The sequence below is a fragment of the Terrabacter terrae genome (genome assembly GCF_039529575.1).
Classification (GTDB): Bacteria; Actinomycetota; Actinomycetes; order Actinomycetales; family Dermatophilaceae; genus Terrabacter; species Terrabacter terrae.
This window is the reverse complement of record NZ_BAAANB010000021.1, coordinates 866,348-891,052: the sequence shown is the minus strand read 5'-3', so window position 1 is coordinate 891,052 and position 24,705 is coordinate 866,348. Positions and strand designations below refer to the sequence as shown.

Annotated in this window: 26 protein-coding genes and 2 tRNA genes; 12 read left to right on the top strand and 16 right to left on the bottom strand. The window is 72.2% G+C overall.

From position 1 onward, the window contains the following. The first annotated feature begins 70 nt into the window (after positions 1-70). Together ABD194_RS14255 and ABD194_RS14250 are read left to right on the top strand one after the other, a co-directional pair. The gene (locus tag ABD194_RS14255) at positions 71-304 is read left to right on the top strand and encodes an Lrp/AsnC family transcriptional regulator (protein ID WP_343992458.1); all 234 of its coding nucleotides are present in this window, start codon (positions 71-73) and stop codon (positions 302-304) included. A gap of 169 nt (positions 305-473) precedes the next feature. Further along, positions 474-758, top strand: a complete 285-nt coding sequence (locus ABD194_RS14250; protein ID WP_343992456.1) for a DUF3515 family protein — start codon at positions 474-476, stop codon at positions 756-758. Positions 759-795: 37 nt separating this feature from the next. Here ABD194_RS14250 and ABD194_RS14245 read toward each other — a convergent pair whose 3' ends face one another. Then, positions 796-1,935, bottom strand: a complete 1,140-nt coding sequence (locus tag ABD194_RS14245; RefSeq protein WP_343992454.1) for a D-alanine--D-alanine ligase family protein — start codon at positions 1,933-1,935, stop codon at positions 796-798. Between the two features lie 50 nt (positions 1,936-1,985). On the opposite strand from ABD194_RS14245, the gene ABD194_RS14240 reads away from it, so the two are divergent. The 4 genes from ABD194_RS14240 to ABD194_RS14225 all read left to right on the top strand — a co-directional run bounded on the left by ABD194_RS14240 (position 1,986) and on the right by ABD194_RS14225 (position 5,259). Next, positions 1,986-3,071: a trans-sulfuration enzyme family protein gene (locus tag ABD194_RS14240; protein WP_343992452.1), complete on the top strand. Its 1,086-nt coding sequence runs from the start codon at positions 1,986-1,988 to the stop codon at positions 3,069-3,071. A gap of 94 nt (positions 3,072-3,165) precedes the next feature. Continuing rightward, entirely contained in the window at positions 3,166-3,762 is a 597-nt protein-coding gene (locus tag ABD194_RS14235; RefSeq protein ID WP_343992450.1) for a phosphatase PAP2 family protein, read from the top strand. 55 nt (positions 3,763-3,817) lie between these two features. Next, the gene (locus tag ABD194_RS14230) at positions 3,818-4,213 is read left to right on the top strand and encodes an ArsR/SmtB family transcription factor (protein WP_343992448.1); all 396 of its coding nucleotides are present in this window, start codon (positions 3,818-3,820) and stop codon (positions 4,211-4,213) included. Next, the gene (locus ABD194_RS14225; RefSeq protein WP_343992446.1) at positions 4,210-5,259 is read left to right on the top strand and encodes a cation diffusion facilitator family transporter; all 1,050 of its coding nucleotides are present in this window, start codon (positions 4,210-4,212) and stop codon (positions 5,257-5,259) included. The genes ABD194_RS14230 and ABD194_RS14225 overlap by 4 nt, the downstream gene beginning before the upstream one ends. A gap of 20 nt (positions 5,260-5,279) precedes the next feature. On the opposite strand, the gene ABD194_RS14220 is transcribed toward ABD194_RS14225, so the two are convergent. Both ABD194_RS14220 and ABD194_RS14215 read right to left on the bottom strand, forming a co-directional pair. After that, complete coding sequence (locus tag ABD194_RS14220; RefSeq protein WP_343992444.1) at positions 5,280-6,281, bottom strand: NAD(P)H-dependent glycerol-3-phosphate dehydrogenase; 1,002 nt, start codon at positions 6,279-6,281, stop codon at positions 5,280-5,282. Further along, complete coding sequence (locus tag ABD194_RS14215; protein WP_343992442.1) at positions 6,278-7,078, bottom strand: lysophospholipid acyltransferase family protein; 801 nt, start codon at positions 7,076-7,078, stop codon at positions 6,278-6,280. Before ABD194_RS14215 ends, ABD194_RS14220 begins: the two co-directional genes overlap by 4 nt. Before the next feature lie 114 nt (positions 7,079-7,192). Between ABD194_RS14215 and cofC the strand changes: the two genes are divergently transcribed. Beyond that, on the top strand, positions 7,193-8,050 hold the full coding sequence (gene cofC, locus ABD194_RS14210; RefSeq protein ID WP_343992440.1) for a 2-phospho-L-lactate guanylyltransferase: 858 nt from the start codon (positions 7,193-7,195) through the stop codon (positions 8,048-8,050). An 85-nt stretch (positions 8,051-8,135) separates the two neighbouring features. Here cofC and ABD194_RS14205 read toward each other — a convergent pair whose 3' ends face one another. The 3 genes from ABD194_RS14205 to leuC form a co-directional block, all read right to left on the bottom strand. Next, on the bottom strand, positions 8,136-9,017 hold the full coding sequence (locus ABD194_RS14205) for an HU family DNA-binding protein (RefSeq protein ID WP_343992438.1): 882 nt from the start codon (positions 9,015-9,017) through the stop codon (positions 8,136-8,138). Positions 9,018-9,303: 286 nt separating this feature from the next. Beyond that, positions 9,304-9,897 (bottom strand): 3-isopropylmalate dehydratase small subunit, encoded by a 594-nt coding sequence (leuD, locus tag ABD194_RS14200; protein WP_343992436.1) that lies wholly within the window; start codon positions 9,895-9,897, stop codon positions 9,304-9,306. A 3-nt stretch (positions 9,898-9,900) separates the two neighbouring features. Then, positions 9,901-11,355 carry a 3-isopropylmalate dehydratase large subunit gene (gene leuC / locus ABD194_RS14195; protein WP_343992434.1) on the bottom strand — a complete coding sequence of 485 codons (1,455 nt, stop codon included), beginning with the start codon at positions 11,353-11,355 and terminating at the stop codon, positions 9,901-9,903. A gap of 144 nt (positions 11,356-11,499) precedes the next feature. Between leuC and ABD194_RS14190 the strand changes: the two genes are divergently transcribed. The 3 genes from ABD194_RS14190 to fgd all read left to right on the top strand — a co-directional run bounded on the left by ABD194_RS14190 (position 11,500) and on the right by fgd (position 14,536). Then, positions 11,500-12,252, top strand: coding sequence for an IclR family transcriptional regulator domain-containing protein (locus ABD194_RS14190; RefSeq protein ID WP_142184312.1), 753 nt, complete (start codon positions 11,500-11,502; stop codon positions 12,250-12,252). 192 nt (positions 12,253-12,444) lie between these two features. Continuing rightward, positions 12,445-13,449: a L,D-transpeptidase family protein gene (locus tag ABD194_RS14185; protein WP_343992429.1), complete on the top strand. Its 1,005-nt coding sequence runs from the start codon at positions 12,445-12,447 to the stop codon at positions 13,447-13,449. A gap of 79 nt (positions 13,450-13,528) precedes the next feature. Further along, positions 13,529-14,536, top strand: a complete 1,008-nt coding sequence (gene fgd, locus ABD194_RS14180; RefSeq protein ID WP_343992427.1) for a glucose-6-phosphate dehydrogenase (coenzyme-F420) — start codon at positions 13,529-13,531, stop codon at positions 14,534-14,536. A gap of 29 nt (positions 14,537-14,565) precedes the next feature. Here the strand turns inward: fgd and ABD194_RS14175 are convergent, their stop codons facing one another. Next, positions 14,566-15,090 carry a DUF4188 domain-containing protein gene (locus tag ABD194_RS14175; protein ID WP_343992425.1) on the bottom strand — a complete coding sequence of 175 codons (525 nt, stop codon included), beginning with the start codon at positions 15,088-15,090 and terminating at the stop codon, positions 14,566-14,568. Between the two features lie 72 nt (positions 15,091-15,162). On the opposite strand from ABD194_RS14175, the gene ABD194_RS14170 reads away from it, so the two are divergent. Beyond that, positions 15,163-15,813: a MerR family transcriptional regulator gene (locus ABD194_RS14170; protein ID WP_343992423.1), complete on the top strand. Its 651-nt coding sequence runs from the start codon at positions 15,163-15,165 to the stop codon at positions 15,811-15,813. Here ABD194_RS14170 and ABD194_RS14165 read toward each other — a convergent pair. The 9 genes from ABD194_RS14165 to ABD194_RS14125 all read right to left on the bottom strand — a co-directional run bounded on the left by ABD194_RS14165 (position 15,798) and on the right by ABD194_RS14125 (position 23,662). After that, the gene (locus tag ABD194_RS14165; RefSeq protein ID WP_343992421.1) at positions 15,798-17,525 is read right to left on the bottom strand and encodes an alpha/beta hydrolase; all 1,728 of its coding nucleotides are present in this window, start codon (positions 17,523-17,525) and stop codon (positions 15,798-15,800) included. The genes ABD194_RS14170 and ABD194_RS14165 overlap by 16 nt on opposite strands. A 134-nt stretch (positions 17,526-17,659) precedes the next feature. Further along, a tRNA-Glu gene (locus tag ABD194_RS14160) sits at positions 17,660-17,732 on the bottom strand. Between the two features lie 91 nt (positions 17,733-17,823). Continuing rightward, positions 17,824-17,895, bottom strand: a tRNA-Gln gene (locus ABD194_RS14155). Positions 17,896-17,953: 58 nt separating this feature from the next. Continuing rightward, positions 17,954-18,706: an HAD family hydrolase gene (locus ABD194_RS14150; protein WP_343992419.1), complete on the bottom strand. Its 753-nt coding sequence runs from the start codon at positions 18,704-18,706 to the stop codon at positions 17,954-17,956. Beyond that, positions 18,703-19,350 (bottom strand): GNAT family N-acetyltransferase, encoded by a 648-nt coding sequence (locus ABD194_RS14145; protein ID WP_343992417.1) that lies wholly within the window; start codon positions 19,348-19,350, stop codon positions 18,703-18,705. Before ABD194_RS14145 ends, ABD194_RS14150 begins: the two co-directional genes overlap by 4 nt. Positions 19,351-19,360: 10 nt before the next feature. Beyond that, positions 19,361-20,800, bottom strand: coding sequence for a glutamate--tRNA ligase (gltX, locus tag ABD194_RS14140; RefSeq protein WP_425580015.1), 1,440 nt, complete (start codon positions 20,798-20,800; stop codon positions 19,361-19,363). Between the two features lie 297 nt (positions 20,801-21,097). Next, positions 21,098-21,271, bottom strand: a complete 174-nt coding sequence (locus ABD194_RS14135) for a hypothetical protein (protein WP_343992413.1) — start codon at positions 21,269-21,271, stop codon at positions 21,098-21,100. Positions 21,272-21,296: 25 nt separating this feature from the next. Further along, positions 21,297-22,076, bottom strand: coding sequence for a fumarylacetoacetate hydrolase family protein (locus ABD194_RS14130; RefSeq protein ID WP_343992411.1), 780 nt, complete (start codon positions 22,074-22,076; stop codon positions 21,297-21,299). Positions 22,077-22,126: 50 nt separating this feature from the next. After that, positions 22,127-23,662, bottom strand: coding sequence for a phospholipase D family protein (locus tag ABD194_RS14125; RefSeq protein ID WP_343992409.1), 1,536 nt, complete (start codon positions 23,660-23,662; stop codon positions 22,127-22,129). 104 nt (positions 23,663-23,766) lie between these two features. Between ABD194_RS14125 and ABD194_RS14120 the strand changes: the two genes are divergently transcribed. Then, positions 23,767-24,651 (top strand): 3-methyladenine DNA glycosylase, encoded by an 885-nt coding sequence (locus tag ABD194_RS14120; RefSeq protein WP_343992407.1) that lies wholly within the window; start codon positions 23,767-23,769, stop codon positions 24,649-24,651. The last annotated feature ends 54 nt before the right edge of the window (positions 24,652-24,705 follow it).

Below are 24,705 nucleotides of genomic sequence, written 5' to 3'. Positions count from 1 at the left end.
CCGCTGCCGCAGCGCCCCTGCAGGCTGTGCCAGCAGACCGACCAACGATCGACACACAGTGAGGTGACACGTGGTCCAGGCCTACATCCTGATCCAGACCGAAGTCGGCAAGGCCGCCAGCGTGGCGGAGCAGATCGCGGGGATCACCGGCGTGACCCTCGCCGAGGACGTGACCGGCCCCTACGACGTCATCGCGCGCGTCGAGGCCTCCAACGTCGACGACCTCGGCCGCCTCGTCATCGCCAAGCTCCAGGAGGTCCCGGGCATCACCCGCACCCTGACCTGCACCGTGGTCCACGTCTGAGGTCGACCTGAACCAACGCTCGTTCCCCACGACGGCGGCGCTCCTCTGCGCCGCCGTCGTGCTGTCCGCCTGCAACCGGGCGCCCGAGGTGGCCCTGGCCCCGCAGTCATCGGCTGCTGCATGCCGTTCGGTGGCGTGGCCGGGCGCCGTGAGCGGGCACGCCCGCGTCGTGACCCAGCCGGACGACCGGTCCGTCGCCGCGTGGGGCGACCCCGCGATCTTCGCCCGTTGCGGGCTCGACCCGCTCGGCCCCACGACGGACAGCTGCGTCACGGTCGACGGCGTCGACTGGGTGGTGCGTCCCCTCAGCGACGGCTCCAAGGCGACGACCTTCGGGCGCGACCCGGCGATCGAGGTCCTCGCGCCGGGCGGCTACGGCCCGGTGCCGCTGCTGCTGCCGGCCTTCACCGCCGCGGCGAAGTCCCTCCCGACGAACGGCCGCCACTGCTCCTGACGGCCGCTCGTGACGCGTGCCAGTCCGACGCACCGCGTCAGCGCAGCCCGGTCCGCCGCCCGAGGGCCAGCGAGATCAGCTCGTCCATGAGGTCGGGGTAGTCGAGCCCAGACGCGGCCCACATCCGTGGGTACATCGAGTGCGGTGTGAACCCCGGCATCGTGTTGATCTCGTTGATGACGACGTCGCCCGAGGGGGTGTAGAAGAAGTCGACCCGGGCCAGTCCCTCGCACCCGGCGGCCTCGAAGGCGAGCACCGACATCTCGCGGATCCGGTCGGCGACCGCCGCCGGCACGTCGGCCGGGCAGTCGAGCCGCACGTCGTTCTCCGCGAGGTACTTGGCCTCGAAGTCGTAGAACGCGTGGTTCGAGACGACGACGGCCTCGCCGAGCTCGCTGGTGCGCGGTGCATCGGTGCCGTGCCCGTCGAGCACACCGCACTCGATCTCCCGCCCCTCGACGGCGGCCTCGATGACGACCTTGGGGTCGTGCTCGCGGGCCGCCTCGACGGCGGCGCGCAGGCCGGAGGCGTCGTCGACCTTGGAGATCCCCATGCTGGAGCCGGCGCGGGCGGGCTTGACGAAGACCGGCCAGCCGAGCGGCTCGACACGCGCGAGGGCGGCCTCGGGGTCGCGGTTCCACTCGCGGTCCGTGACGACGACGTGGGGGCCGACCTTCAGGCCCGCGGCCTCGAAGACGACCTTCATCATCGCCTTGTCCATCATCACGGCCGAGGCGGTCACGCCGGACCCGACGTAGCGCACGTCGGCGAGGTCGAGCAGCCCCTGGAGCGTGCCGTCCTCACCGAACGGGCCGTGAAGGAGGGGGAAGACGACGTCGACCTCGCCGAGGGCTCGCGGCGGCTGACCGGGCTCGAGCACCGTCAGGGAGCGGTCGCCGGTGCTGAGCGGGACGACGACGGACGCGCCGGCGCCGTCGACCTCGGGGGTCTGGCCGGGCCGCAGGCGCAGCGGCTCGGGGTCGTCGGCCACGAGGACCCAGTGCCCGTCCTTGGCGATGCCGACCGGCACGACGTCGTACTTCTCCCGGTCGATGGAGCGCAGCACGCTCGCGGCCGTGGAGCACGAGACCGCGTGCTCGGAGGAGCGTCCTCCGAAGACGATGGCGACGCGCGGGCGGCGGCTGCGCTGGTCGGGCTGGGGCTGGTCCGTGGTCATCAGTCGAGACTCTATCGAAGGCTCTCGTGAGGCCCTCGTACGCTGACGGCGTGGTCAGGGAAGAGAGTTCGCAGCCGCTGCACGTCGACACGTTCCTCGTGGGGTCCGGTCGCCCCGAGCGCTCCCCCGGCGCGTCGGTCAACGTCGCGGTGGAGCTGACCTCCACGTATGCCGCCGACGGCGCCGTCAACTACGCACGGGTCGGCAACCCGACGTGGAACGCCTTCGAGGAGGCCCTCGGTGGCCTCGAGGGTGGCCTCGCGCTCGTGCACGCCTCGGGCATGGGCGCCATCTCGGCGGCCCTGTCGCTCGTCCCGCCCGGCGGGACGGTGGTGGCGCCGGACACGACCTACAACGGCACCGGTGACCTGCTCGCCGCCCACGAGGAGGCCGGCGGCACGGTCGTACGCGTGCACGCCACCGACACGCCCGGCTTCCTCGCCGCCCTCGAGTCGGCCGACCTGCTGTGGCTCGAGTCGCCGACCAACCCGCTCATGGACGTCACCGAGCTCGACGTCGTCCTGGCCCGCTCGCGCGAGCTGGGCGTGACGAGCGTCGTGGACAACACGCTCTCGACGCCCCTGCTCTGCCGCCCCCTCTCGCTGGGCGCCGACGTCGTCGTGCACTCGGTGACCAAGTACCTCTCCGGCCACAGCGACGTCGTGCTCGGCGCGACGGTCGTCGCGGACTCCGAGCGAGGGCGTGGCATCGGCGAGCGCCTGCGTCGCCACCGCACCCTGCACGGTGCGATCGCCGGACCGATGGAGGTTTACCTCGCGCTCCGCGGGCTCCGCACGCTCTCGGTGCGCTTCGAGCGGGCGAGTGCCAGCGCCGCAGAGCTCGCCCGGCGCCTCGCCGACCACCCGTCGGTCGAGCGGGTCCGCTACGCCGGCGCCGGCGCCATCCTCTCGATCGACGTCGCGGGCGGGGAGGCCGCCGCCGAGCGCGCCTGTGCCGCCACGCGGGTCTGGCTGCACTCGACCAGCCTCGGCGGCGTGGAGTCGCAGGTCGAGCGTCGCCGCCGCCATCCCTCCGAGTCCTGCGAGGTGCCGGTCAACCTCCTGCGGCTCTCGGTCGGCATCGAACACGTCGAGGACCTGTGGGCCGACCTCGACCAGGCCCTGCGCGCCGCGTGAGACCGGCTCTCTGAGATTTCCCTCAGATTCCTTCGGGAGGCTGACCCGGCCGCACGACCCTGCGGTACCGCCGCATCCCACCCGAAGGACCTTCGTGAGCAGCCTGCTCGACCTCAGCACCACCCTGTTCCTGCACGTCAACGACTTCGCCCGCACGTCGACGTGGCTGCACGCCCCCGCCGTGGCCTACGCGAAGTACGGCGTCGTCGTCTTCGCGGCGCTGCTCCTCCTCGGCGTGTGGCAGCGCCGTCGTGGTGGTGACGGACAGCTCGCGGCCGCGCTGTGGGCCGGGCTCGGGACGCTGCTCGCCGTCGGGGTGAACCAGCCGGTCGCCTCCCTCGTCGCCGAACCGAGGCCGTATGCCGCCCACCCGGCCGTGCTCGTGCTCGTGGACCGGTCGACCGACTGGTCCTTCCCGTCGGACCACTCGGTGATGGCCGGTGCCGCCGCCGTGGGGCTGTTCCTCGTCTCGAAGCGTCTCGGAGCCGTCGCTGCCGTGGCGGCGGTGCTCATGGCTGCCGTCCGCGTCTACGTCGGTGCGCACTACCCCGTCGACGTCGTCGCCGGCCTGGTGCTCGGCGCCGTGGTGGCCGGCCTCGGCTGGCTGCTCGTCCGTCGTCCGCTCACCTGGCTCGTGCACCACGGGCGCACCCTGCCGGTCGTCGACCGGGTGCTCGCCCCGACCGCCTGAGCGCGCCCCGGCGGCTGACACCGGGCATCGATGGCAGGAGTACTACTATCTGCGCATGAACGCAGACATGCAGAATCGGAGGCTGCCCGACGAGCTGGTCGAGCTCGCCGTCGAGACCTTCCGCATGCTGGCGGACGGCACGCGCGTCCGTCTGCTGTGGGCGCTGCAGGATGGAGAGCTGGCGGTGGGCGAGCTGGCGGACGCCGTCGGCAAGCCCGCTCCTGCGGTCTCACAGCACCTGGCCAAGCTGCGGATGGCGCGCATCGTCCGGACCCGGCGCGAGGGCACGCACGTCTACTACCGGATGGACAACGACCACATCGCCAGTCTCGTCCGCGACGCCGTCCACAACGCCGAGCACGCCACCGACGGCATCCCCGCGCACCACCGGTCCCCGGCGGAGACCGTCGCGACTCCCGTCCGGCTGCGGAGTGATGACGTGGCCCGATGAGGGCCCACGACCACGGTCTGGACCACGACCACGACCACGACCACGACCACGACCACGACCACGACCACGACCACGGCCACGAGCACGGGCACGAGCACGGGCACGGGCACGGCCTCAGGGGGCGGCTGCGGCACGTCGTGACGCCACACTCCCACGACGCCGCCGACTCGATCGACGCGGCGCTCGAGTCGAGCGCACGCGGCATCCGGGCCGTGAAGACCAGCCTGGTCGTCCTGGCAATCACCGCCGTGGCGCAGCTCGCCGTCGTCTACGTCTCCGGCTCGGTGGCCCTCCTGGCCGACACCATCCACAACTTCTCCGACGCCCTCACGGCGGTCCCGCTCTGGATCGCCTTCGCGCTCGGTCGCCGCACCGCCACCCGGCGCTACACGTACGGCTACGGACGGGCCGAGGACCTCGCCGGGCTCTTCGTCATCGCGATGATCGCCCTGTCAGCCGTGCTGGCCGGCTGGGAGGCCGTCGACCGGCTCCTGCACCCGGCACCTGTGAGCGATCTCGGCTGGGTGGCCGTGGCCGGTCTGGTGGGCTTCCTCGGCAACGAGACCGTTGCCGTCCTCCGCATCCGGGAGGGCCGGGCCATCGGCTCCGCCGCCCTCGTCGCGGACGGTCACCACGCGCGCGCCGACGGGTTCACGTCCCTCGCGGTCCTGGTGGGCGCCGGTGGCGTCGCTCTCGGCTGGGGCTGGGCCGACCCGGTGGTGGGTCTGGCCATCACGGTCGCGATCGCCATGGTGCTGCGCACCGCGGCCCGTGACGTCCTGCGCCGACTCATGGACGGGGTCGAGCCGGGACTCGTCGAGGCCGCCGAGTCGACGCTCGCCGACGTCCCCGGCGTCACGGCGGTCCGTGGCGTGCGCATGCGCTGGATCGGCCACGAGATCCATGCCGAGGCCGAGCTCGACGTCCACCCCGCCACGTCCCTCGTCGACGCCCACGCGCTCGCGCACCGGGCCGAGGCGGACCTCGTCCGCACGACGCCCAAGCTCACGAGGGCCGTGGTGCACGCCTACCCCGCTCACCCCTAGGGAGCGGACGGCATACGCCCTCAGTGCTTCTCGGCCTTGAGGTCCCGTGACATCAACCGTGGCCCGATCTCGCCGACCGGGTGCCCGTCGCGGATCACAGCCACGACCTGCTCGCAGATCGGCATGTCGACGTCGTGCTGCTGGGCCAGCGTGAGGATCGACTCGCACGACTTGACCCCCTCGGTCGTGGTGCGCAGCTCCGCGGTGGCCTGCGCGACGGAGAGGCCACGGCCCAGACGGACACCGAAGCTGTGGTTGCGCGACAGCGGGGACATGCAGGTGGCGATGAGGTCACCGACGCCGGCGAGGCCCATGAACGTCTGGGGGTGGGCCCCCAGGGCCAGCCCGAGGCGGGTCGTCTCGGCGAGCCCGCGGGTGATGATCGTGGCCTTGGTGTTGTCGCCGAAACCCATGCCCTCGGCCATGCCGGAGGCCAGGGCCACGACGTTCTTGGCGGCCCCGCCCACCTCCGCACCGATGACGTCGGTGTCGGTGTAGGGACGGAACCACGGCGTCGCGCAGGCGCCCGCGACGCGCTCGGCGGTGCCCATGTCGCGGCAGGCCACCACGCCGGCGGCAGGCTGGCGCAGGGCGATCTCGTGCGCCAGGTTGGGCCCCGACACCACGACGATGCGGTCGTCGTCGACGTCTGCCGCCTCGGCGATGACCTGGCTCATCCGCATGGTGGTGCCGAGCTCCACGCCCTTGAGCAGGGAGACCACCGGCGCCTGGTGCGGGATCGCCCCACCCCACCGGGTGAGGTTGTCGCGCAGGGTCTGCGAGGGAACGGCGAGCACCACGAGGTCGGCCCGGGCGAGCGCCTCGGCAGGGTCGACCGTCGCGCGCACCGACGGCGACAGACGCAGCTCGGGGAGGTACGCGTCGTTGCAGCCCGCGTTGACGGCGTCGGCGACCTCCTGCCGCCGCGCCCACATCGTCACGTCCGACCCGGCGTCGGCCAGGATCATCGCGAAGGCGGTGCCCCAGTTGCCGCTGCCCATGACCGCCACGCGGGTCGTCACGCGGTGTCCCCCTCGCCCGGCTCGAGAGGCCGGGACGGTCCGATGTCGTCGTGGCGCACGGGGTTGCCGACCTCCGGCACGCCGTGCCGGCGCGGGTCGAAGCGCTCGCTGGGTCGCTTCTCCTCGCGCAGGACCTCGAGCAGCCGGGTGATGTGGTCCATCAGCCGGTCGGTCGCCTCGCGCAGCACCTTCGTGTCGATCGGACGGCCGTAGAGGTCGGACAGGTCGACGGGCGGCCCCGCATACATCTTCATCGTCTTGCGGGGGAAGAGGGAGGGCCGGTGGCCGTACGGCGAGAGGATCTCCTGAGCACCCCACTGGGCCACCGGGATGAGCGGGCACCGGGTCTCGAGGGCGACGCGAGCCGCACCCGTCTTGCCGCGCATCGGCCACAGGTCGGGGTCGCGGGTGATCGTCCCCTCCGGGAAGATGCCGAGCGCCTTGCCCTGCCGGACACCCTCCACCGCAGCGCGGTAGGCATCGGCCGCGGCGAGCGAGTTGCGGTAGACGGGGATCTGGCCGCACTTGCGCAGCACCCAGCCGACGACGGGGATCGTGAAGAGGCTCTCCTTGCCCAGGAAGTAGGCCTCCCGGCCGCTGTCGAACATGAAGTGCGCGAAGACGAGCGGGTCGGCGTAGGAGATGTGGTTGGGCGAGACGACGAAGCCACCCTCGGCCGGGATGTTCTCGAGGCCGCGCCACTCGCGCCTGGTGACCCGCATCAGCACCGGCCGGAGCACCAGCGCCACCAACCGGTAGGCCAGTGGCAGCTTCCTCTTGCGTGCGCCGACAGTCACGTGTCGCGTCCTCCTCGTCGTGGGCACGCCGGTCGACGTGGCTGGGGCTTCATCTTGTCCACCTCATGGCGCGGTGTCGAGCAGCGGGGCGGCGAGTGCGACGATATCGCCAGCATGTCGACCTCCTCCCGCCCACGCGCAGCCTCCGACTGGCACGTCGTCGTCCCGGTCAAGGACACGGCGCACGGCAAGTCCCGGCTGGCGCGGGCCGTCGGCTCGGACCGGGCCCACCTCAGCACCGCGATCGCGACCGACACCCTCACGGCCGCGCTGGAGGCGGTCGGCCCCGGGCACCTGGTCCTCGTCACCGGCGACACGGGGCTCGGCTCGACGTGGCGCGCGCGGGGGGCGCACGTGCTGCCCGACCCGGGCAGCGGGCTCAACGACGCCGTGTCGCTGGGTATGCGGCATGCCGGCGCGGGTGCCCGCGTGGCGGCCCTGCTGGGCGACCTGCCCGCGCTCGACGCCGGCTCCCTGTGCAGTGCGCTGCAGACGGCCTCCGGGCTCGCGCAGTCCTTCGTCCCCGACGCCGACGGCACGGGGACGGTGCTGCGCTGCGGACGGGACTTCAGGCCGCGCTTCGGCTCCGACAGCGCAGCGCGCCACGAGGCCGACGGGGCCGTGCGCCTCGAGCTGCCCCTCCCCCGGCTGCGCACCGACGTCGACGACGCGCGCAGCCTGTCCCAGGCGCGACGAGTTGGCCTCGGCCCTGCCACTCGAGCGGTCCTCGAGCGCCGCGCGTCTGGTTGGATCAGGAGCATGCAGGCGACCGTCCACCGCTTCGACCCCGAGACGCGCACCGGGAGCGTGCTGCGCGACGACGGGGTCGAGCTGCGCTTCGAGGCCGCGGCACTGGACGCCAGTGGCCTGCGCCTGCTGCGCAGCGGCCAGCGCCTGACGGTCGAGGTCGTCGACGACCTCGTCGTGGCCCTGCACATCGTCGGCATCGGCCCCGGCCAGACCATCCGCTGAGCCCACCATCGGCTGAGCCGCCCCGGACACGAGGTGGGCCCGGCCGCCGTCGGCCGGGCCCACCTGAGCGGGTGCCTGTCGGGCGTCAGCGAGTGGCGGTCTTCTTCGCCGTCTTCCTGGCCGTCGTCTTCCTGGCGGCTGCGGAGCCCGCCGAGGCAGCCTTTGCCGTGGTCTTCGCGGCGGTGGTCCTGGCCGTGCTCTTGCTCGCCGGGGCCGCCTTGGTCGTGCCCGCCCGCTTCGCAGCGGTCGTCGTGCCAACGGTCGACTTGGCTGCGGTCGACCTGGCTGCCGTCGACCTCGAGGCGGCGGTCTTGGCGGGAGCGGACTTCGTCGCGGCGGACCTGGTCGTGGCCTTCGTGGCCGCGGCCTTCGTCGCACTCCCTCGCTTGGCGGGGGTCGCCTTGGTCGCCGTCGACTTCGTGGCGGCGGCACGGCCGGTTGCCCGCGTGGCCGGAGCCGCCTTGGTGGCGGCGGCCTTCGTCGTCGTCCGGGCCGCCGACTTGGTGGCCGCCGACTTGGTGGCCGCCGACTTGGTGGCCGCCGACTTTGTGGCCGTCTTGGCAGCGGTCTTGGCAGGAGCGGTCTTGGCGGTGCTCCTCGTCGCCGTCTTCTTGGCGGCCGACTTCGTCGCGGCCGCCGCCGCCGACCCGGCGGACGCGCGGGAGGCAGCCGACTCCGTCTTCGAGAGCTTCTTGGAGCCCGACACGATCTCCTTGAAGTTCGTGCCCGAGCGGAACTTGGGGACGCGGGTCTTCTTGATCTTGACCGTCGCTCCCGTCTTGGGGTTGCGGCCGGTGCGCGCGGCGCGGTCGGCGCGCTCGAAGGTGCCGAAGCCGGTGATGCCCACCTTGCCGCCCTTGGCGACCTCTCGGATCACGACGTCCAGGAAGGCCTCCAGGGCCTCGGAGGCGACCTTCTTGTTGCCGAGCCGGGTCTCCAGCGCGTCGATCAGTTCTGCCTTGTTCACGTCTTTTCCCCTCCAGAGGACTGTCGGCGTCAGGCGACCCGACGATGTGCGTCCGGAACAGGTCCGGCTACCTCCTGACGTTAGGCCGACTCTGGAAGCACGTCCATCACCACTTTCCGGGTCTTTCGTTGTGTCGCAAGGTGTTTGACGGGTCTGCGTCACCCCCGGGCGGCTCGCACACGACAGCCCAGGTGGCGCCGGCCCGGCGCACGAAAGAGCGGATCCCCTTGACCATCAAGGGGATCCGCTCTGACAAGGCTTGGGAGGGCCGCTCCTGGCCGCCGGGTCAGGCGGGACTGGTCACCGGCTTGTGGCTGGGACGGTGGGACTCGAATTCGGCGACGAGGTCCTCGTGTCGCAGGGTGAGGCCGATGTCGTCGAGCCCCTCCAGCAGGCGCCAGCGGGTGTAGTCGTCGATCTCGAAGGGGGCGACGATCTCTCCGGCCCGGACCGTGCGGCCCACGAGGTCGACGGTGATCTCGGCCCCCGGGTTGTTCTCGAGGTACTTCCAGATCAGCTCGACGTCGTCCTGGGCGACGATCGCCGTCAGCAGGCCCTGCTTGCCGCTGTTGCCCCGGAAGATGTCGGCGAAGCGGGAGCTGATGACCACCCGGAAGCCCCAGTTCATCAGCGCCCACACGGCGTGCTCTCGGCTCGAGCCGGTGCCGAAGTCCGGGCCGGCGACGAGGACGGAGCCACGGGCGTACACGGGGTTGTTGAGGACGAACGACTCGTCCTTGCGCCAGGCGGCGAAGAGCCCGTCCTCGAAGCCCGTGCGGGTGACGCGCTTGAGGTACTCGGCGGGGATGATCTGGTCGGTGTCGACGTTGCTGCGGCGCAGCGGCACGCCGACCCCGGTGTGGGTCTCGAACTTCTCCATGGCTCAGGCCTCTCCGGTGGTGGCGGACGCCAGCTCGGCCGGCTGGTCGAGGGGCTGGGCGACAGTGTCGAGGTCGGCCGGGCTCGACAGGGTGCCGCGGACGGCGGTCGCCGCAGCGACGAGCGGGCTGACGAGGTGCGTGCGACCACCCTTGCCCTGGCGGCCCTCGAAGTTGCGGTTGGAGGTCGACGCGCTGCGCTCCCCCGGCGCGAGGGTGTCGGGGTTCATGCCCAGGCACATCGAGCAGCCGGGCAGGCGCCACTCGGCTCCCGCGTCGGTGAAGACCCTGTCGAGGCCCTCGGACTCGGCCTGCAGGCGCACCTTCGCGGACCCGGGGACGACGAGCATGCGTACGCCGTCGGCGACCCGGTGGCCCTGGACGACCGCGGCAGCCGCGCGCAGGTCCTCGATGCGGCCGTTGGTGCATGAGCCGACGAAGACGGTGTCGACCTTGATCTCGCGCAGCGGGGTGCCCGGCTCGAGGCCCATGTAGGCGAGCGCGTTGGCGGCGGCGAGGCGCTCGCTCTCGTCGGCGAACTCCTCCGGGTCGGGCACCGACGCCGAGAGCGGGAGGCCCTGGCCGGGGTTGGTGCCCCACGTGACGAAGGGCGTCAGCGACGAGGCGTCGATGTCGACCTCGGCGTCGAACACGGCGTCGTCGTCGGTGCGCAGGGCGGTCCACTCGGCCACGGCGGCGTCCCAGACGGCTCCGGTGGGCGCGTGCGGCCGCCCCTGGAGGTAGTCGAAGGTGGTCTGGTCCGGGGCGATCATGCCCGCGCGGGCGCCCGCCTCGATCGACATGTTGCAGACCGTCATCCGGGCCTCCATCGAGAGGGCCTCGATGGCCTCGCCGCGGTACTCGATGACGTAGCCCTGGCCGCCGCCCGTGCCGATCTTCGCGATGACGGCGAGGACGACGTCCTTGGCCGTGACGCCGTCCGGAAGCGCTCCGCGCACGTTGACGGCGAGGGTCCGGAAGGGCTTGAGCGGCAGGGTCTGCGTGGCGAGGACGTGCTCGACCTCCGAGGTGCCGATGCCGAAGGCGAGCGCCCCGAAGGCGCCGTGCGTCGAGGTGTGGCTGTCGCCGCAGACGACGGTCATCCCGGGCTGCGTGAGGCCCAGCTGGGGGCCGACGACGTGGACGATGCCCTGGTCGGCGTCACCCATGGGATAGAGCCGGACACCGAACTCGTCGCAGTTGCGGCGCAGCGTCTCGACCTGCACCTTGGACACGGGGTCGGTGATCGGACCGGGCGTCGTGGGGACGTTGTGGTCCTCGGTGGCGAGCGTCAGGTCCGGGCGTCGCACGGTGCGCCCGGCGAGGCGCAGCCCGTCGAATGCCTGGGGGCTGGTGACCTCGTGCAGGAGGTGGAGGTCGATGTAGAGCAGGTCCGGCTCTCCCTCGGCGCGACGGACGACGTGTGCGTCCCAGACCTTCTCGGCCAGTGTCCCTGCCATGACTCCACTTCCACTCGGCGGCGTTTCCTGCTCGAGCGCGCGCGCCATCGGGGACGGGGTCGCGACATCGCTCTTCCGCCAGCGTGGACCTTTTGCAGGTCAGGTGGCTTGACGTCTCAGACATTGAGACGTCAATATCAGTGCATGGACAACTCTTCTGGGGTCGGGGTCCTCGACAAGGCCGCCACCGTGCTCGGCGCCCTCGAGGCCGGACCCGCCACCCTCGCGCAGCTCGTCGGGGCGACCGGCCTCGCCCGTCCGACGGCCCACCGCCTGGCGGTGGCCCTCGAGCACCACCGGCTCGTCTCCCGCGACATGCAGGGTCGCTTCGTGCTGGGGCCCCGTCTCGGCGAGCTCGCCTCGGCCGCAGGCGAGGACCGGCTGCTCGCGGCAGCCGGCCCGGTGCTCGGCGCCCTGCGCGACCACACCAACGAGAGCGCGCAGCTCTTCCGACGCCAGGGCGACCAGCGCATCTGCGTGGCGGCCGCCGAGCGACCGGTCGGCCTGCGCGACTCGATCCCCGTCGGCGCCACCCTCTCGATGCTCGCCGGGTCCGCGGCCCAGGTCCTGCTCGCGTGGGAGGAGCCGGACCGCCTCCACCGCGGCCTGCAGGGCGCGGCCTTCACCGCCACGGCGCTCTCCGGCGTCCGCCGCCGCGGGTGGGCCCAGAGCGTGGCCGAGCGCGAGCCGGGCGTCGCCTCCGTGTCCGCCCCCGTACGCGGCCCGTCCGGTCGCGTCGTCGCCGCCGTGTCGATCTCCGGGCCGATCGAGCGCCTGTCGCGCCAGCCCGGCCGGCTGCACGCCGCGACGGTCGTCGCCGGCGCCAACAAGCTGACCGAGGTGCTGCGCCGCCACCACGCGATGCAGCAGCAGCAACAGCAGCAGCAGAACGCCTGACCCTCCCTCCCCCTGGTCCACCGCCTTCCGACAACGGCGTCGGGGGGCGGTCTCACTCGCGGCGGAGCACAACGGATCGGTCACGATCTGCCCCCGGCGCCGCACGCTGACAACCTTTCGGGTCGTCCCCGCGTCACCCTCGTTGCAGTGCACCGACGCACGGCACCGTCTCGTCTCAGACAAGGGGTCACGATGCAGACAGCCACCTCACCGCTTCGGACGGCGGGCGGCCTGCGCCGCGCCCTGCTCCTCGGTAGCCTCCTGACGAGCTCGGTCGCTCTCGTCGCCACCACGACTGCCTGCGGCCCGGACCGGGGACCGGGTGTCGCCGCCACGCGGCTCGCCCAGGCGCCGGGCGCCTCGAGCCCCTCGATGGCAGCGCCGACGACGACGTCGACGGCGCCTGTGACCGAGGAGACGCCGGAGGCGAGCCCGACGGCGTCGCCGAGCACCACGCATACGCCCACGGCCGCGACGCCGACGGTGACTCCTCCGAGCTCGCCGGCACCCACGCCGACGGAGACGAAGCCGAAACCGGCACCCGTCGTCCTGCTGCAGGCCGGCGACACGGGTCCGCGGGTGCGAGCGCTGCAGGCGCGGCTGCGACAGATCGGCTGGTTCTCGGGCGACGTCGGTGACCGCTACGGCTCGGTGACGAGCACTGCCGTCCAGGGCTTCCAGGCCAAGCGCGGGCTCGACGCCACCGGAAGCCTCGACCAGGTCACCTGGGACCGGCTCGTCTCGATGACGCGCGTCCCCACCACCGACGAGCTCGCCAACGTCAAGCCGAAGCCCGTCGAGGCGAAGCCGCAGAACGCCGCGTGGGACGTGGACCCGCGGTGCCTGACCGGACGCGTCATGTGCGTCAGCAAGACGACGCGGATGCTCACGTGGGTCGTCGACGGCGTGCCCCAGTACGGCTTCGACGTCCGGTTCGGCAGCGACGAGCTGCCCACCCGCGAGGGCGTGTTCCCTGTCTACAAGAAGCAGGTCGATGTCATCTCGAACCTCTACCACACGCCCATGCCGTACTCGATGTTCTTCTCCGGCGGCCAGGCCGTGCACTACTCCTCGAACTTCGCCCGCCTCGGCTACGCCGGCGCGTCGCACGGCTGCGTCAACGTGCGCGACAAGGCGCTGCTGATCCGGCTCTACGACGAGGTGCGGATCGGCGACAAGGTCGTCGTCCACTGGTGACGTCGTCCGCCGCCGCGGGCCTCTCGGCACCCGGACGTAGGCTGGCGGGGTTCACTCCCCCAGTCCCGAAGGAGTCGGTGTGCTCAAGGTTGGTTGGAAGGCGTCCGCGGAGCAGTTCGGTCCACGCGACCTCGTCACGTATGCCGCCCGGGCCGAGGAGGTCGGGCTCGACTCCGCGTTCATCTCCGACCACTTCCAGCCGTGGCGCCACCAGCAGGGGCACGCTCCCTTCGCCATGAGCTGGCTCGCCGCCGCCGGCGAGCGCACCGAGCGCATCCAGCTCGGCACCTCCGTCATGACGCCGACCTTCCGTTACAACCCCGCGGTCGTGGCCCAGGCCTTCGGCACGCTGGGCGCGCTCAACCCGGGCCGCATCGTGCTGGGCATCGGGACCGGCGAGGCCCTCAACGAGGTGGCCGTCGGCGCCTCAGGCTCGCCGTGGCCCGAGTTCAAGGAGCGCTTCGCGCGGCTGCGCGAGGCGGTCACGCTGATGCGCCGGCTGTGGACCGAGGAGCGCGTCGACTTCGAGGGCGACTACTACCGCACGCAGGCGGCGACGGTCTACGACCGCCCCGAGCAGCCGATCCCGGTGTACGTCGCAGCAGGCGGGCCGCTCGTCGCGCGGTATGCCGGCCGGTCGGGCGACGGCTTCATCTGCACCTCCGGCAAGGGCCGGGAGCTCTACGAGGACAAGCTGCTTCCTGCGGTCGACGAGGGGCTCGAGAAGTCGGGCCGCACGCGCGCCGACATCGACCGGATGATCGAGATCAAGCTGTCCTACGACCGCGACCCCGCGCAGGCGCTGCACAACGTGCGCTTCTGGGCCCCGCTGTCACTGACCGCCGAGCAGAAGCACGGCGTCGACGACCCGGTGGAGATGGAGCGCCTCGCCGACGAGCTGTCCGACGAGGAGATCGCCAAGCGCTGGATCGTCACGAGCGACCCGGCCGAGGCGGTGGACGCGGTGCGCCAGTACGTCGACTGGGGCTTCGACCACGTCGTCTTCCACGCGCCGGGCCACGACCAGGGCCGCTTCCTCGAGCAGTTCTCCGCCGACATCCTCCCCGGCCTGCGCGAGCTCGGCTGACGCTACGCCCGCACGCCGTCCCCGGCTGCTCAGGCAGCGGGGGCGTCGGTCGTGGCAGCCTCGGTGGAAGGCAGGCGGGCGTGCCGGCGACGGCTCCGGTCGCCGGTCGTCGGGAAGGCCTTGGACAGCCCGGTCGGGGGCATCGCGAGGTAGAGGCTCTCGTGCCCCCCGGCGGGAACGGCATACGTCTCGTGCCAGATGCCGACGGCGCCGGTGGCACGGCGGCTGCGCCGGTAGAACTCCGTCCAGGCGGGGCGGTGCGCGTGCTCGGCGGCGTTGGCGTACGCGTAGATGTCGTCTGCGCTGCGCCAGTACTGCACGACGGTGGGGCCGCCTGCGCCGACGAGGGTGCGTGCCTCGAGGAAACCGAGGTCGGGGCCGTCGCCGCGCGCGGCGGCGACCTTGGCCGTGTAGAGCTCGCGGAGCATGCGGGGCATGGCTGCGGCGACGGGCATCCAGAGGTCGGGACGCCACGGCTGGTTCACCCGCATCCCGATGAGGAAGACGGCGAGCTCGCCGTCGTGGATATGGCTGGTGTGCTGGAACGTGGCCATGCCGACTCCTTGGATAGTTGGACTATCCACAGTTTGGAGAGTAGAACTATCCAACGTCAAGAGGGAGGACCCATGAGGATCTCGGAGCTGTCCGAGCGCAGCGGCGTCAGCATCGCGACGCTCAAGTACTACCTGCGCGAGGGACTGCTGCACCCGGGCACCATCGAGGGCGCGACTCGCGCGAGCTACGACGAGACCCACCTCGAGCGGGTCCGCCTCGTGCGCACCCTCGCTGACGTGGGCCGCCTGCCGCTCGAGCGCGTCCGCGAGGTGGTCGACGCGCTCGACTCGCCCCCGCCGACGCGGCACGAGCTGCTGGGCGTGGCCCAGGACGCGCTGCGGCCCGCAGGTGCCCCCGGCCACTGCGCCTCATCCGCGCTCGACACCCCGGCCAGCCGCCGCGTCGTCGCGCTCGGCGCCCCGGACTGCGGCCTCTCCCCAGCGAGCCAGCAGCTGGCCACGGCCCTCGAGGCAGCCGAGGCCGCGGGATGGGTCGTCACGGACGAGCAGCTGGCGACGTGGTTCACGGCGATGTGGGCGGTCGCGCGCACCGACGTGGCGCCCGAGCTGGCCGACATGCCACCGGCCGACGCGATGCGCCACGTGGTGCTCGGCACGGTGCTGACCGATCCGGTCCTGCTGGCGCTGCGCCGGGTGGCCCAGGTGGCCGTGAGCGCCGAACGACTCGAAGGCGTCGCCGAACCTCGTCAGTCGCTGCGGTAGGGCCGCTTCTCCAGCACCGCTGCCAGCTTCGCGGTCCTGGCGGCGGTCCACCCCGGAGGATTGGTCACGCCGACCCACGACTCCAGGTTGGCCGTGACGGAGTAGAGGTGCCCGTAGCCCCACGGGATGCTGCCGGCGCCCGGCAGGTCGAGGAGGACCTGCCACATCGTGACGAGGGGGAACCACCCCATCCGGGGCGACACGTCCGGACCACGCTCCCCGTTCGCCAGCCACTCGGGTGACGAGAAGGCCAGTCTCGGCGAGAAGAAGACGATGGGGTCGCTCGCGTGCTGCAGGTAGACCACGCGGGTGGGGCCCCACGGGGCAGAGCCCCGGTCGAGGCCGTCCTGCTCGGCGGTGAAGCGCACCGTGCGCCCCTGCTCGTAGATGGGCAGGTATGCCGGGCTGCCGGGCTGGCGCTGGGCCGTCAGCCGCGCGTGGAGCTCGTTGACGAACGTCGGGCCGGACATCAGGGCGCCGTCGATGGGCTCGTTGATGACGTTGACCGAGCTGAGGATGCTCTCGACCCCGAGCGAGCCGAGTGACAGGCCGTACAGGTAGAACCGGGGGCGGGCACCCGCCGGCAGGGTCGCCCAGTACTGGTGCACCGTGTCGAAGACGACGCGGGAGGTCTCGCGCACCGCATCCTGGTCGGCGAGCAGCGAGATCCACGACGGGAGGTAGGAGTACTGCACGCCGGCGATGGCGGTGTCGCCGTTCCAGAGGAACTCGATCGGGTCGGTGCCGTTCTGGTCGAGGAAGCCGGTGCCGGTGGTGGTGGCGACGACGAGGACCCTGCGCTGAAAGGCGCCGGTGCGCTTCAGCTCCTCGAGGACCAGGTCGGCGCGGCCCTGCACCGTGTCGGCCGACTGGAGGCCGGCGTAGACCCGGATCGGCTCCTTGGCTCCCCCGCCGTCGACCGCGTTCAGCTGGGCCACGGTGGGACCTCCGCCGACGAAGTAGCGGCCCTGCCGGCCGAGCAGCTCCCAGCGCGAGAGGGACTGCGGCGCCCCGGACCGCTCCGGGGAGAGCGGGCGGTGCATGTCGGCGGCCACGAGGGTGTCCCGGGGCGCGAAGATGTTGTTGGCGACGGCGAAGAACCCGTTGACGAGGACACCGGTCAGCAGCGACCAGATGAGGGTCAGGAGCAGGACCAGCCCGACGACGACGGCGACCCGCCGCGGCATCCGCCGTCCGAGCCAGCGGAAGACCGAGTCGAAGAGCAGCCGAAGGCTCCGGGCGACGACGAGGACGAGCACCGCGAGCACGACGGTGACGCCGATGATGACGGGCCACACCGTCGGCGAGGCCGGCTGCATGCCGTAGAGGGTCCGGATCTCGTTCTGCCAGCCGAGCTGGCGCCACCCCGTGAAGACGGCGGCCCAGAGGCCGAGCCCCACGAACACCGTGACGAGGACCCCGTGCGCCCGCCCCGGCACGGAGGGGATGCCGAGGTAGTGCCAGACGGCCTGTGCCGCCGCTCCAAGGCCGTAGCCGATCATCACCGTGACGCCGGAGACGATGCCCTGCACGACCGCTGCCCGGGGCAACAGCGAGGGCAGCAGCGACAGGGCGAAGAACCAGGCGGCGACCGTCAGCCCCACGCCCGAGAAGGTCGTCTCGAGGACCCGGTGGGGTGTGCCCAGCCCGACGCGCAGGGCTCGGTGCCGGCGACTGTCCGCGGCAGTGACGGCGGCGCCCGGTGCGGTCATGGCGACTGCTCCTCGTGGCTTCGGCCCCTGCGAGGGCCAGCATAGGTCGCCGTCCGGGCGGGTGCGCCCCACATGCAGGAAGACCCCGGTCCGTGGTGGACCGGGGTCTTCCTGCTGCTCCTGCGAGCATCACGTAGCCCCGACGGGATTCGAACCCGCGCTACCGCCTTGAGAGGGCGGCGTGCTAGGCCGCTACACAACGGGGCCGTGAGCGGTGCCGAGCGGACTCGGCACGAGAAGAAACCTTACCGTGAAGGCGGGATTTCTCCGAATCGGACCACGTTGCCGTGGACCAGAGCTGGGGTACCAGGACTCGAACCTAGAATGACGGAACCAGAAACCGTAGTGTTGCCAATTACACCATACCCCAAGGGGTTTCACTCCGAGCGGCGCCTTGCGGCCCCTACGGGGTGAACCGAATGGGAATACTACCGGTCCCTGCGCGGTGGCCCAAATCGGCCGCCGAGGGCCGCCGTCACCTCGTCCAGCCCGCGCACCGATGCCACCGGCTCCGCGGTCCCCCGGCCCTCACGGTCGAGCCACACCGCGCGCAGCCCGGCGGCCTGCGCGCCGAGCACGTCCCACGGCAGGCTGTCGCCGATGCACACCACCCCGGCCGGCCCTGCGCCCAGGAGCCGGCACGCCTCGCGGTAGACGCGCGGGTCGGGCTTGCCGAAGCCGAGGGTGTCGGTGGTGACGACCACGTCGAACCGGTCGACGAGGCCGAGCGCCTCGAGCTTGACCGTGGTCGGCGCGTGCGCCGAGTTGGTGAGCAGGGCGATGGGCATCCCCCGCCGCTCCGCCGTGGAGAGCAGCTCCGGGACGTCGGGAAAGAGCCGCTGGGCGGCGCGGAAGGCCGGCGCATACACCTCCTCGTACGCGTGGTGTCCGTCGTCCGGGACGTCCAGGCCGAAGGCCGCCGCGACCTCGTCGAGGCGGGCGGCTCGCATGTGCTCGAACGCCACCTCTCCTGCGGCATAGCGGGGAAACCACCGCTCGGGGTCGTCGTAGTAGCGCTGCGCCATCGCCCGGTGCGCACCGGGCCGGTGCGGCCACAGCGTCGCGGCCGCGTGGGTGCCCGCCGCCACCATCGCCCCTCGGGTGTCGACGATGGTGTCGTCGACGTCGAGGAGCAGGGCCTCGGCGTCCGCGAAGAGGTGTTGCAGGGACACGTGGCTCACTCCTGGTCCTCGAGGCCGAAGTAGGGCAACGCGGGGCGCACCCCGTCGACCCGGATGCCGCTCGACCGTCGGGACTCGTCCCAGGACGCACGCTCGAGCCGCACGTGCTGGAGCGCCTCGCCGGAGTGCTCGAGCACGGAGCGGTGGGTCTCCCGGTAGCCGAGCGCGCGTGAGACCCCCAGCGACGCCCCGTTGTCGACGACCGCCGAGCTGATGGCGGCCGACGCCCCGAGCCGGTCGAACGCCAGGGCCAGCACGGCCGAGCGCATCTGGGTGCCCAGGCCCTTGCCCCGGGCGCCCGGGAGGAGCCACGAGGACGAGTCGACGGTGCGGTCGGCCCGCCAGTCGGGGCCCTCGAGCCACTGGACGCCGAGAACGTGGTCACCGGACCGCACGACGAAGGGCAGCGCCCAGTCGTCCGGGGACCACATGCCGAGGGCGCGCCAGTAGCCCTGCATGAGGACGGCCCGGCGGTTCGCGCGGTTGTCGAGACCGGCATACGTCGTGGCGTGCGGGTTCATCTGCAGGTCGTCGGGCAGCAGCTCGCAGAGCGTCGGCAGGTCCGCCTCGGTCATCACTCGCAGGTCGAGCTCTGCCGTGCGCAGGCGTATGCCGTGCAGCGGCCAGACGGCGCGCTCCCCCATGCGAGGCCCCTCAGAGGGAGTCGCGCAGCGAGCGGAGGCGGGCGAGCGTGGAGGTCTTGCCGAGGATCTCCATCGACTCGAAGAGCGGCGGGGAGATGCGGGCGCCCGACACCGCCGTGCGCAGCGGACCGAACGCGAAGCGTGGCTTGATACCGAGCCCCTCGACGATCGCAGCGCGCAGCGACTCCTCGATGCGGGCGGCGTTCCACGGGCTGTCGCTGCCGAGCAGGCCGGTGCCCTGGTCGTCGATGTCGCCGAGCACCTTGAGGGCGGCGTCGAGCACGGCGGGGGCGTCGTCCTTGAGCTGGGCCCGGGCGTCGTCGTCGATGAGGAGCGCGTCGTCGGCGACGAAGAAGGGCCGGACCAGCGCGGGCGCCTCGGTGAGCAGCGCGATGCGCGTCTGGATGAGCTCCGCGACGGACTTGAGCCGGGCGAGCTCACCCAGCGACTGGGTCTCGCCCAGCACGCCCTCGGCCACGAGGTAGGGCAGCAGGCGGCCGGCGAAGTCACCGAGCCCGAGCGAGCGGATGTAGACGCCGTTGAGCCAGTCGAGCTTCTTGAGGTCGAAGATCGGCCCGATCGGGTTGACCTTGGCCCAGTCGAAGGTGCGGCTGAAGTCCTCGAAGGTGAAGACCTCGACGTCGGCGCCCTCGGCGTCCTGCTGCGGCGGGTAGGCAAGCAGCGCAAGGAAGTTCACGAGCGCCTCGGGCAGGTAGCCCTGCTCCCGGAACCACGTGAGGCGTGCGGCGGGGTTCTTGCGCTTGGAGATCTTCGACTTGTCGGTGTTGCGTAGCAGCGGCATGTGCGCGAACTTCGGCGGCTCGAGCCCCAGCCAGCGGTAGAGCAGGATGTGCTTCGGCGTCGAGCTGATCCACTCCTCACCGCGCACCACGTGCGTGATGCCCATGAGGTGGTCGTCGACGACGACGGCGAGGTGGTAGGTGGGAAAGCCGTCGGCCTTGAGGATCACCTGGTCGTCGGGGCGCGGAGCCGAGACCTTGCCGCGGATGACGTCGTCGAAGACGAGCGGCGCGTCGTCGGGGATGAGCATCCGCACGACGGGAGTCTCGGTGAAGCCCGGCAGCGCCGCGCGCTCCTCGCGGGTCCTGCCCACGCACATGCGGTCGTAGCCGGTGGGCTGCTTCGTCTTCTGCTGCACCTCGCGCATCTGGTCGAGGCGCTCGCGCGAGCACCAGCAGTAGTAGGCGTGGCCGGACTCGATGAGCCGCTCGACGTACGGGCGGTAGGTGTCGAGCCGCTCGGACTGGCGGTACGGCGAGAAGGGGCCCCCGATGTCCGGGCCCTCGTCCCAGTGCAGGCCGAGCCAGGCCAGGGTGTCGTAGAGCTGCGCCTCGGAGTCCTCGCGGAAGCGCACGCGGTCGGTGTCCTCGACGCGCAGGACGAACTGGCCGCCCTGCTGTCGGGTGAAGGCGAGGTTGAAGAGCGACATGTAGGCGGTGCCGACGTGCGGGTCGCCGGTCGGCGAGGGGGCCACACGGGTGCGGACCGGGCCGGAGCCGTCGGAGGTGGAGACGCGCTGCGCCTGCTCGAGGCGGACCTCGACCTGCGTCGGGTCGAGCGCGTCGGGGACGGTCGCGCTGGCGGGAGAAGACGGCATACCGGTGCTGCTGCTGTTGTCGCTCATGGTGCCACCCAGCCTAGTGGGCGGCCCGCGAGGGCCCGGACGCGGAGACGCCGCCCAGCCTGGTGGCTGGGCGGCGTCGGTGGTCCGCTGGGCGCGAGCCGGTCAGCGCTGCACGGCGCCGGGAGTGCCCTCGATGTCGTCGTGCCTCGCGTCGTAGGTCGTGTCCTCGTCGGGGCCCTGGTCGGGCGCCCCCGGGCGGGCGTGGCGACCGACGTAGCCCTCGTCCCGGGACGGGTCGCGGGGGTCGGCGGCGGCAGTGATGTCGTCGTGGCTCATGGCTCGACCCTAGCGGCGCGCGGGCTCAGCGGCGGACGAAGGTGTTGGTCAGCGAGCCGATGCCGGCGATCTCCACGGTGACCTGCTGGCCGGCCTCGACGAGGCCGACGCCGGCGGGGGTGCCGGTGAGGACGATGTCGCCGGGCAGCAGCGTGAAGGCGGCGGACGCGTACTCGATGATCTTCGCGATGCCGTGGACCATGTCGGCCGTCGTGCCGTCCTGCTTCACGTCCCCGTCGAGCGTCGTGACGATCTTGAGGTCCGACGGGTCGAGCTCGGTCTCGACCCACGGGCCGAGCGGGCAGCTCGTGTCGAAGCCCTTGGCACGGGCCCACTGGCCGTCGGTGCGCTGCCAGTCGCGCGCCGTGACGTCGTTGGCGATCGTGTAGCCGTAGATGCACTCGGCGACGTTCTCGGCCTTGACCCCCTTGGTGATCGTCTTGATGACGACCGCGAGCTCGCCCTCGTAGGAGACCTCGCCGCTGCCGGCGGGCAGCACGACCGGGTCGAACGGGCCCACGACGGAGGTGTTGGGCTTGAAGAACATCATCGGCTCGGCCGGCGCCTCGCCTCCCATCTCCTTGGCGTGGTCGGCGTAGTTCTTGCCGATCGCCACGATCTTGGAGCGCGGGATCACCGGCGCGAGCAGGCGCACGTCCTCCAGCATGACAGGGGGCTGCCCGCTGGGCTGGAGCCCGACGTAGAGGGGGTCACCGGCGAGCGGCGTGATCACCTCGCCCCCGGGGTCGCCCTGGACGATGCCGTATGCCGGGTCGTCCCCGGTCGTGTACCTCGCGATGCGCACGCGCCCCACCCTACGACGCGGCGGCGAGGCGTCGGGCGCGCGGTCGCCTGTCAGAAGGTGCGGCGCAGGCGCAGGTCCAGCGGTCGGCCGTCGGGGTCGTAGACGAGGCGGTAGAACGCGTCGGCCCACAGCCGGGTGAGCCGGCCCTGCTCCGGGTTGTCGAGGGGGCGCAACCGCCCCGGCGGCCGTGGTGAGCCGGCCGGGGCGCGGTGCCAGCAGGCGAGCGCCCGGGCGCTGGCGGCATACGCCTCGAAGTGGTCCTCGAGCGGGAGCTCCGCGTCGGTGTCGAGGTGCTCGCGGGCGAGCTCTTGGCGCAGGTCGCGGGCGAACTCCGGGTGCGCGACCGCGGCGGACAGCTCGGAGTCGTGCGTCCACGACCGCCGGTTGAAGTTGTCGGAGCCCACCGTGACCCACTCGTCGTCGACGACGCAGACCTTGGCGTGGACGTAGACCGGCGTGCCGTCGGCGTTCTCGATGCCGTAGACCGCGACGCGTCCCGGGGCCGCGGCGTGCAGCTCCTCGAGCAGCCTGGCCCGGCTGACGAGGTTCGGGGCGTAGCTCAGGGTTCCGTCCTGGTCCGGCTGGTGAGGGACGACGGCGACGAAGCGCAGCTCGGGCGCTCGCCTCAGCGCCGCGAGCAGGAGCGCGCACACCTCCGCGGACCAGAGGTACTGGTCCTCGAGGTAGATCAGGTGCCGGGCGTTCGAGAACGCCTTGGCGTAGGCACGCGCGACGCTCCTCTCGCCGCGCGGGGCGAAGGGGTAGCCACCGAGGCGGTGGCCGTAGGTGCGCAGCAGCTGGACGGGATGCGGGCCGGTGGGCGCCGGGTCCGGCAGCTGGGCGGGCAGGGCGCGCCGGTGCGGACGGTCGCCACGGACGGCGTCCATGGTGCGGCGGATCGGCGAGCGGCTCAACGCCTGTGGGTCGTCCCAGCGCTCGCGGAAGACCGTCTCGACGTCCCCCACGACGGGGCCGGTGAGCGCGAGCTGGACGTCGTGCCAGGGCGGGCGGGGGCCGTAGACCTTGGCCATGGTCTGGGACTGCGGGTCCCCGGCGTGGGTGGAGTCGTCACGGCGGCTGTGGCACAGGTCGATCCCGCCGAGGAAGGCGATGTCGAGCTCCGGCCGCCCGGGGTGTCGCAGCACGACGAACTTCTGGTGGTGGGAGCCCCCGAGGCGCACTCGCATGTCGAGCACGCAATCACCGCCCGCCGCGTTGATGTCCTCGCCGAGGTGGCGGTTCTCGCCGGCCGAGAACGTGAGCTTGTCCCAGTGGGAGCGCCAGACGAGACCTCGGACGTCGACGCCCCGGCGGGCTGCCTGGGCGAAGAGGGAGGCGACCTCGCTGCCGGGCTCGCCCGTCAGCCGCTCGTCGGGGTCGCCACGCCAGTCGACGAAGAGCAGCAGGTCGCCCCGCTCCATCCGCGAGACCCGCTCGGCGAGGGCCGCGAAGTAGGCCTCGCCGTGGACGAGCGGCGTGACGAGGTTGCCCTCCGTCCACGCGCGCCCGTCGGGGTGGCGGCGGTCGAGGCGGGTCGACGGGTTGCCCCGTTCGTGGGCGGTGAGGTACCACTCGGCGGCGAGCACGGGACCGAGCGTATGCCGTGGGGCGGGTCTGCGGTCGTCGCGGCGTGCGTCGTCGGGCTGCCGACGGTTGTGGCAGGCAGGCGCCGCTCCCCTACCCTCGTGGGGTGCAGGTCGTGGACGAGCGGGTGTGGCGGGAGCGGACGGCCGCGCACGAGGCGCGGGTCGATGCCGCCACGGCCGCACACCTCGGCCGTCGCCGCGACCACCGCAAGCACCCGGTCGAGGACTTTCTGTTCACCTACTACTCGTTCAAGCCGGCGCAGCTTCGTCGCTGGCACCCGGGCGCCGGAACGGCGTTGACGGCCGCGAGTCGGGCGCCGCACCGGGACTGGCGTTTCTATGCGGTCGACGGTGACCGGGTCGCCGTCGACGTGGACGCGTTCGTGACGGCGCGCGGCGACACGCTGCGGTTCGTCCGCGAGCTTCTCCTACGCACCGCTGGGCGGCCGGCACGGTTCGGCTGCTTCGGACTCCACGAGTGGGCCATGGTCTACCGGTTGGATCCCTCGGACGTGCGGCACTCCGGGTGGCCGCTCCGGCTGGGCGCCTCGGGGACGGACGCTGTCGTCGAGAGCCACCAGGTCGCCTGCTCGCACTTCGACGCCTACCGCTTCTTCACTCCCGAGGCGGCGCCGCGCAATGCTTTCCGGCCGACCCGCGAGACGCAGCCGGACCTCGAGCAGCCGGGCTGCCTGCACGCCGGGATGGACCTCTACAAGTGGGCGCACAAGCTGGTTCCCGCAGTGCCGAGCGACCTCGTGATGGACTGCTTCGCGCTGGCGCGGGACATCCGTTCGCTGGACATGCGAGCCGCGCCGTACGACCTGCGCGAGCTCGGCTACGAGCCGGTGCGGATCGAGACGCCGGAAGGCAAGGCGCAGTACGCCGCCGAGCAGCGCGGCTTCTCTGCTCGCGGGCAGGTGCTGCGCGAGCGGCTGGTCGAGGCCATCGACCGCGTGCTGCTCGTCTCGTCGGACCGCACCGACTGAGGGCTCGTCGAGGGGCCGAGCCGCGCCACGGCACGGCGCCATCTGGTGGCTTGT

What these genes read in the sequence shown, in the direction of transcription:
- ABD194_RS14245 (WP_343992454.1), bottom strand. Translation starts at nt 1,935, where the DNA reads ATGACCACGGACCAGCCCCAGCCCGACCAGCGCAGCCGCCGCCCGCGC.
- ABD194_RS14230 (WP_343992448.1), top strand. Translation starts at nt 3,818, where the DNA reads ATGAACGCAGACATGCAGAATCGGAGGCTGCCCGACGAGCTGGTCGAG.
- ABD194_RS14225 (WP_343992446.1), top strand. Translation starts at nt 4,210, where the DNA reads ATGAGGGCCCACGACCACGGTCTGGACCACGACCACGACCACGACCAC.
- cofC (WP_343992440.1), top strand. Translation starts at nt 7,193, where the DNA reads ATGTCGACCTCCTCCCGCCCACGCGCAGCCTCCGACTGGCACGTCGTC.
- leuD (WP_343992436.1), bottom strand. Translation starts at nt 9,897, where the DNA reads ATGGAGAAGTTCGAGACCCACACCGGGGTCGGCGTGCCGCTGCGCCGC.
- leuC (WP_343992434.1), bottom strand. Translation starts at nt 11,355, where the DNA reads ATGGCAGGGACACTGGCCGAGAAGGTCTGGGACGCACACGTCGTCCGT.
- ABD194_RS14190 (WP_142184312.1), top strand. Translation starts at nt 11,500, where the DNA reads ATGGACAACTCTTCTGGGGTCGGGGTCCTCGACAAGGCCGCCACCGTG.
- ABD194_RS14185 (WP_343992429.1), top strand. Translation starts at nt 12,445, where the DNA reads ATGCAGACAGCCACCTCACCGCTTCGGACGGCGGGCGGCCTGCGCCGC.
- ABD194_RS14175 (WP_343992425.1), bottom strand. Translation starts at nt 15,090, where the DNA reads ATGGCCACGTTCCAGCACACCAGCCATATCCACGACGGCGAGCTCGCC.
- ABD194_RS14170 (WP_343992423.1), top strand. Translation starts at nt 15,163, where the DNA reads ATGAGGATCTCGGAGCTGTCCGAGCGCAGCGGCGTCAGCATCGCGACG.
- ABD194_RS14165 (WP_343992421.1), bottom strand. Translation starts at nt 17,525, where the DNA reads ATGACCGCACCGGGCGCCGCCGTCACTGCCGCGGACAGTCGCCGGCAC.
- ABD194_RS14145 (WP_343992417.1), bottom strand. Translation starts at nt 19,350, where the DNA reads ATGGGGGAGCGCGCCGTCTGGCCGCTGCACGGCATACGCCTGCGCACG.
- gltX (WP_425580015.1), bottom strand. Translation starts at nt 20,800, where the DNA reads ATGTCGCTCTTCAACCTCGCCTTCACCCGACAGCAGGGCGGCCAGTTC.
- ABD194_RS14135 (WP_343992413.1), bottom strand. Translation starts at nt 21,271, where the DNA reads ATGAGCCACGACGACATCACTGCCGCCGCCGACCCCCGCGACCCGTCC.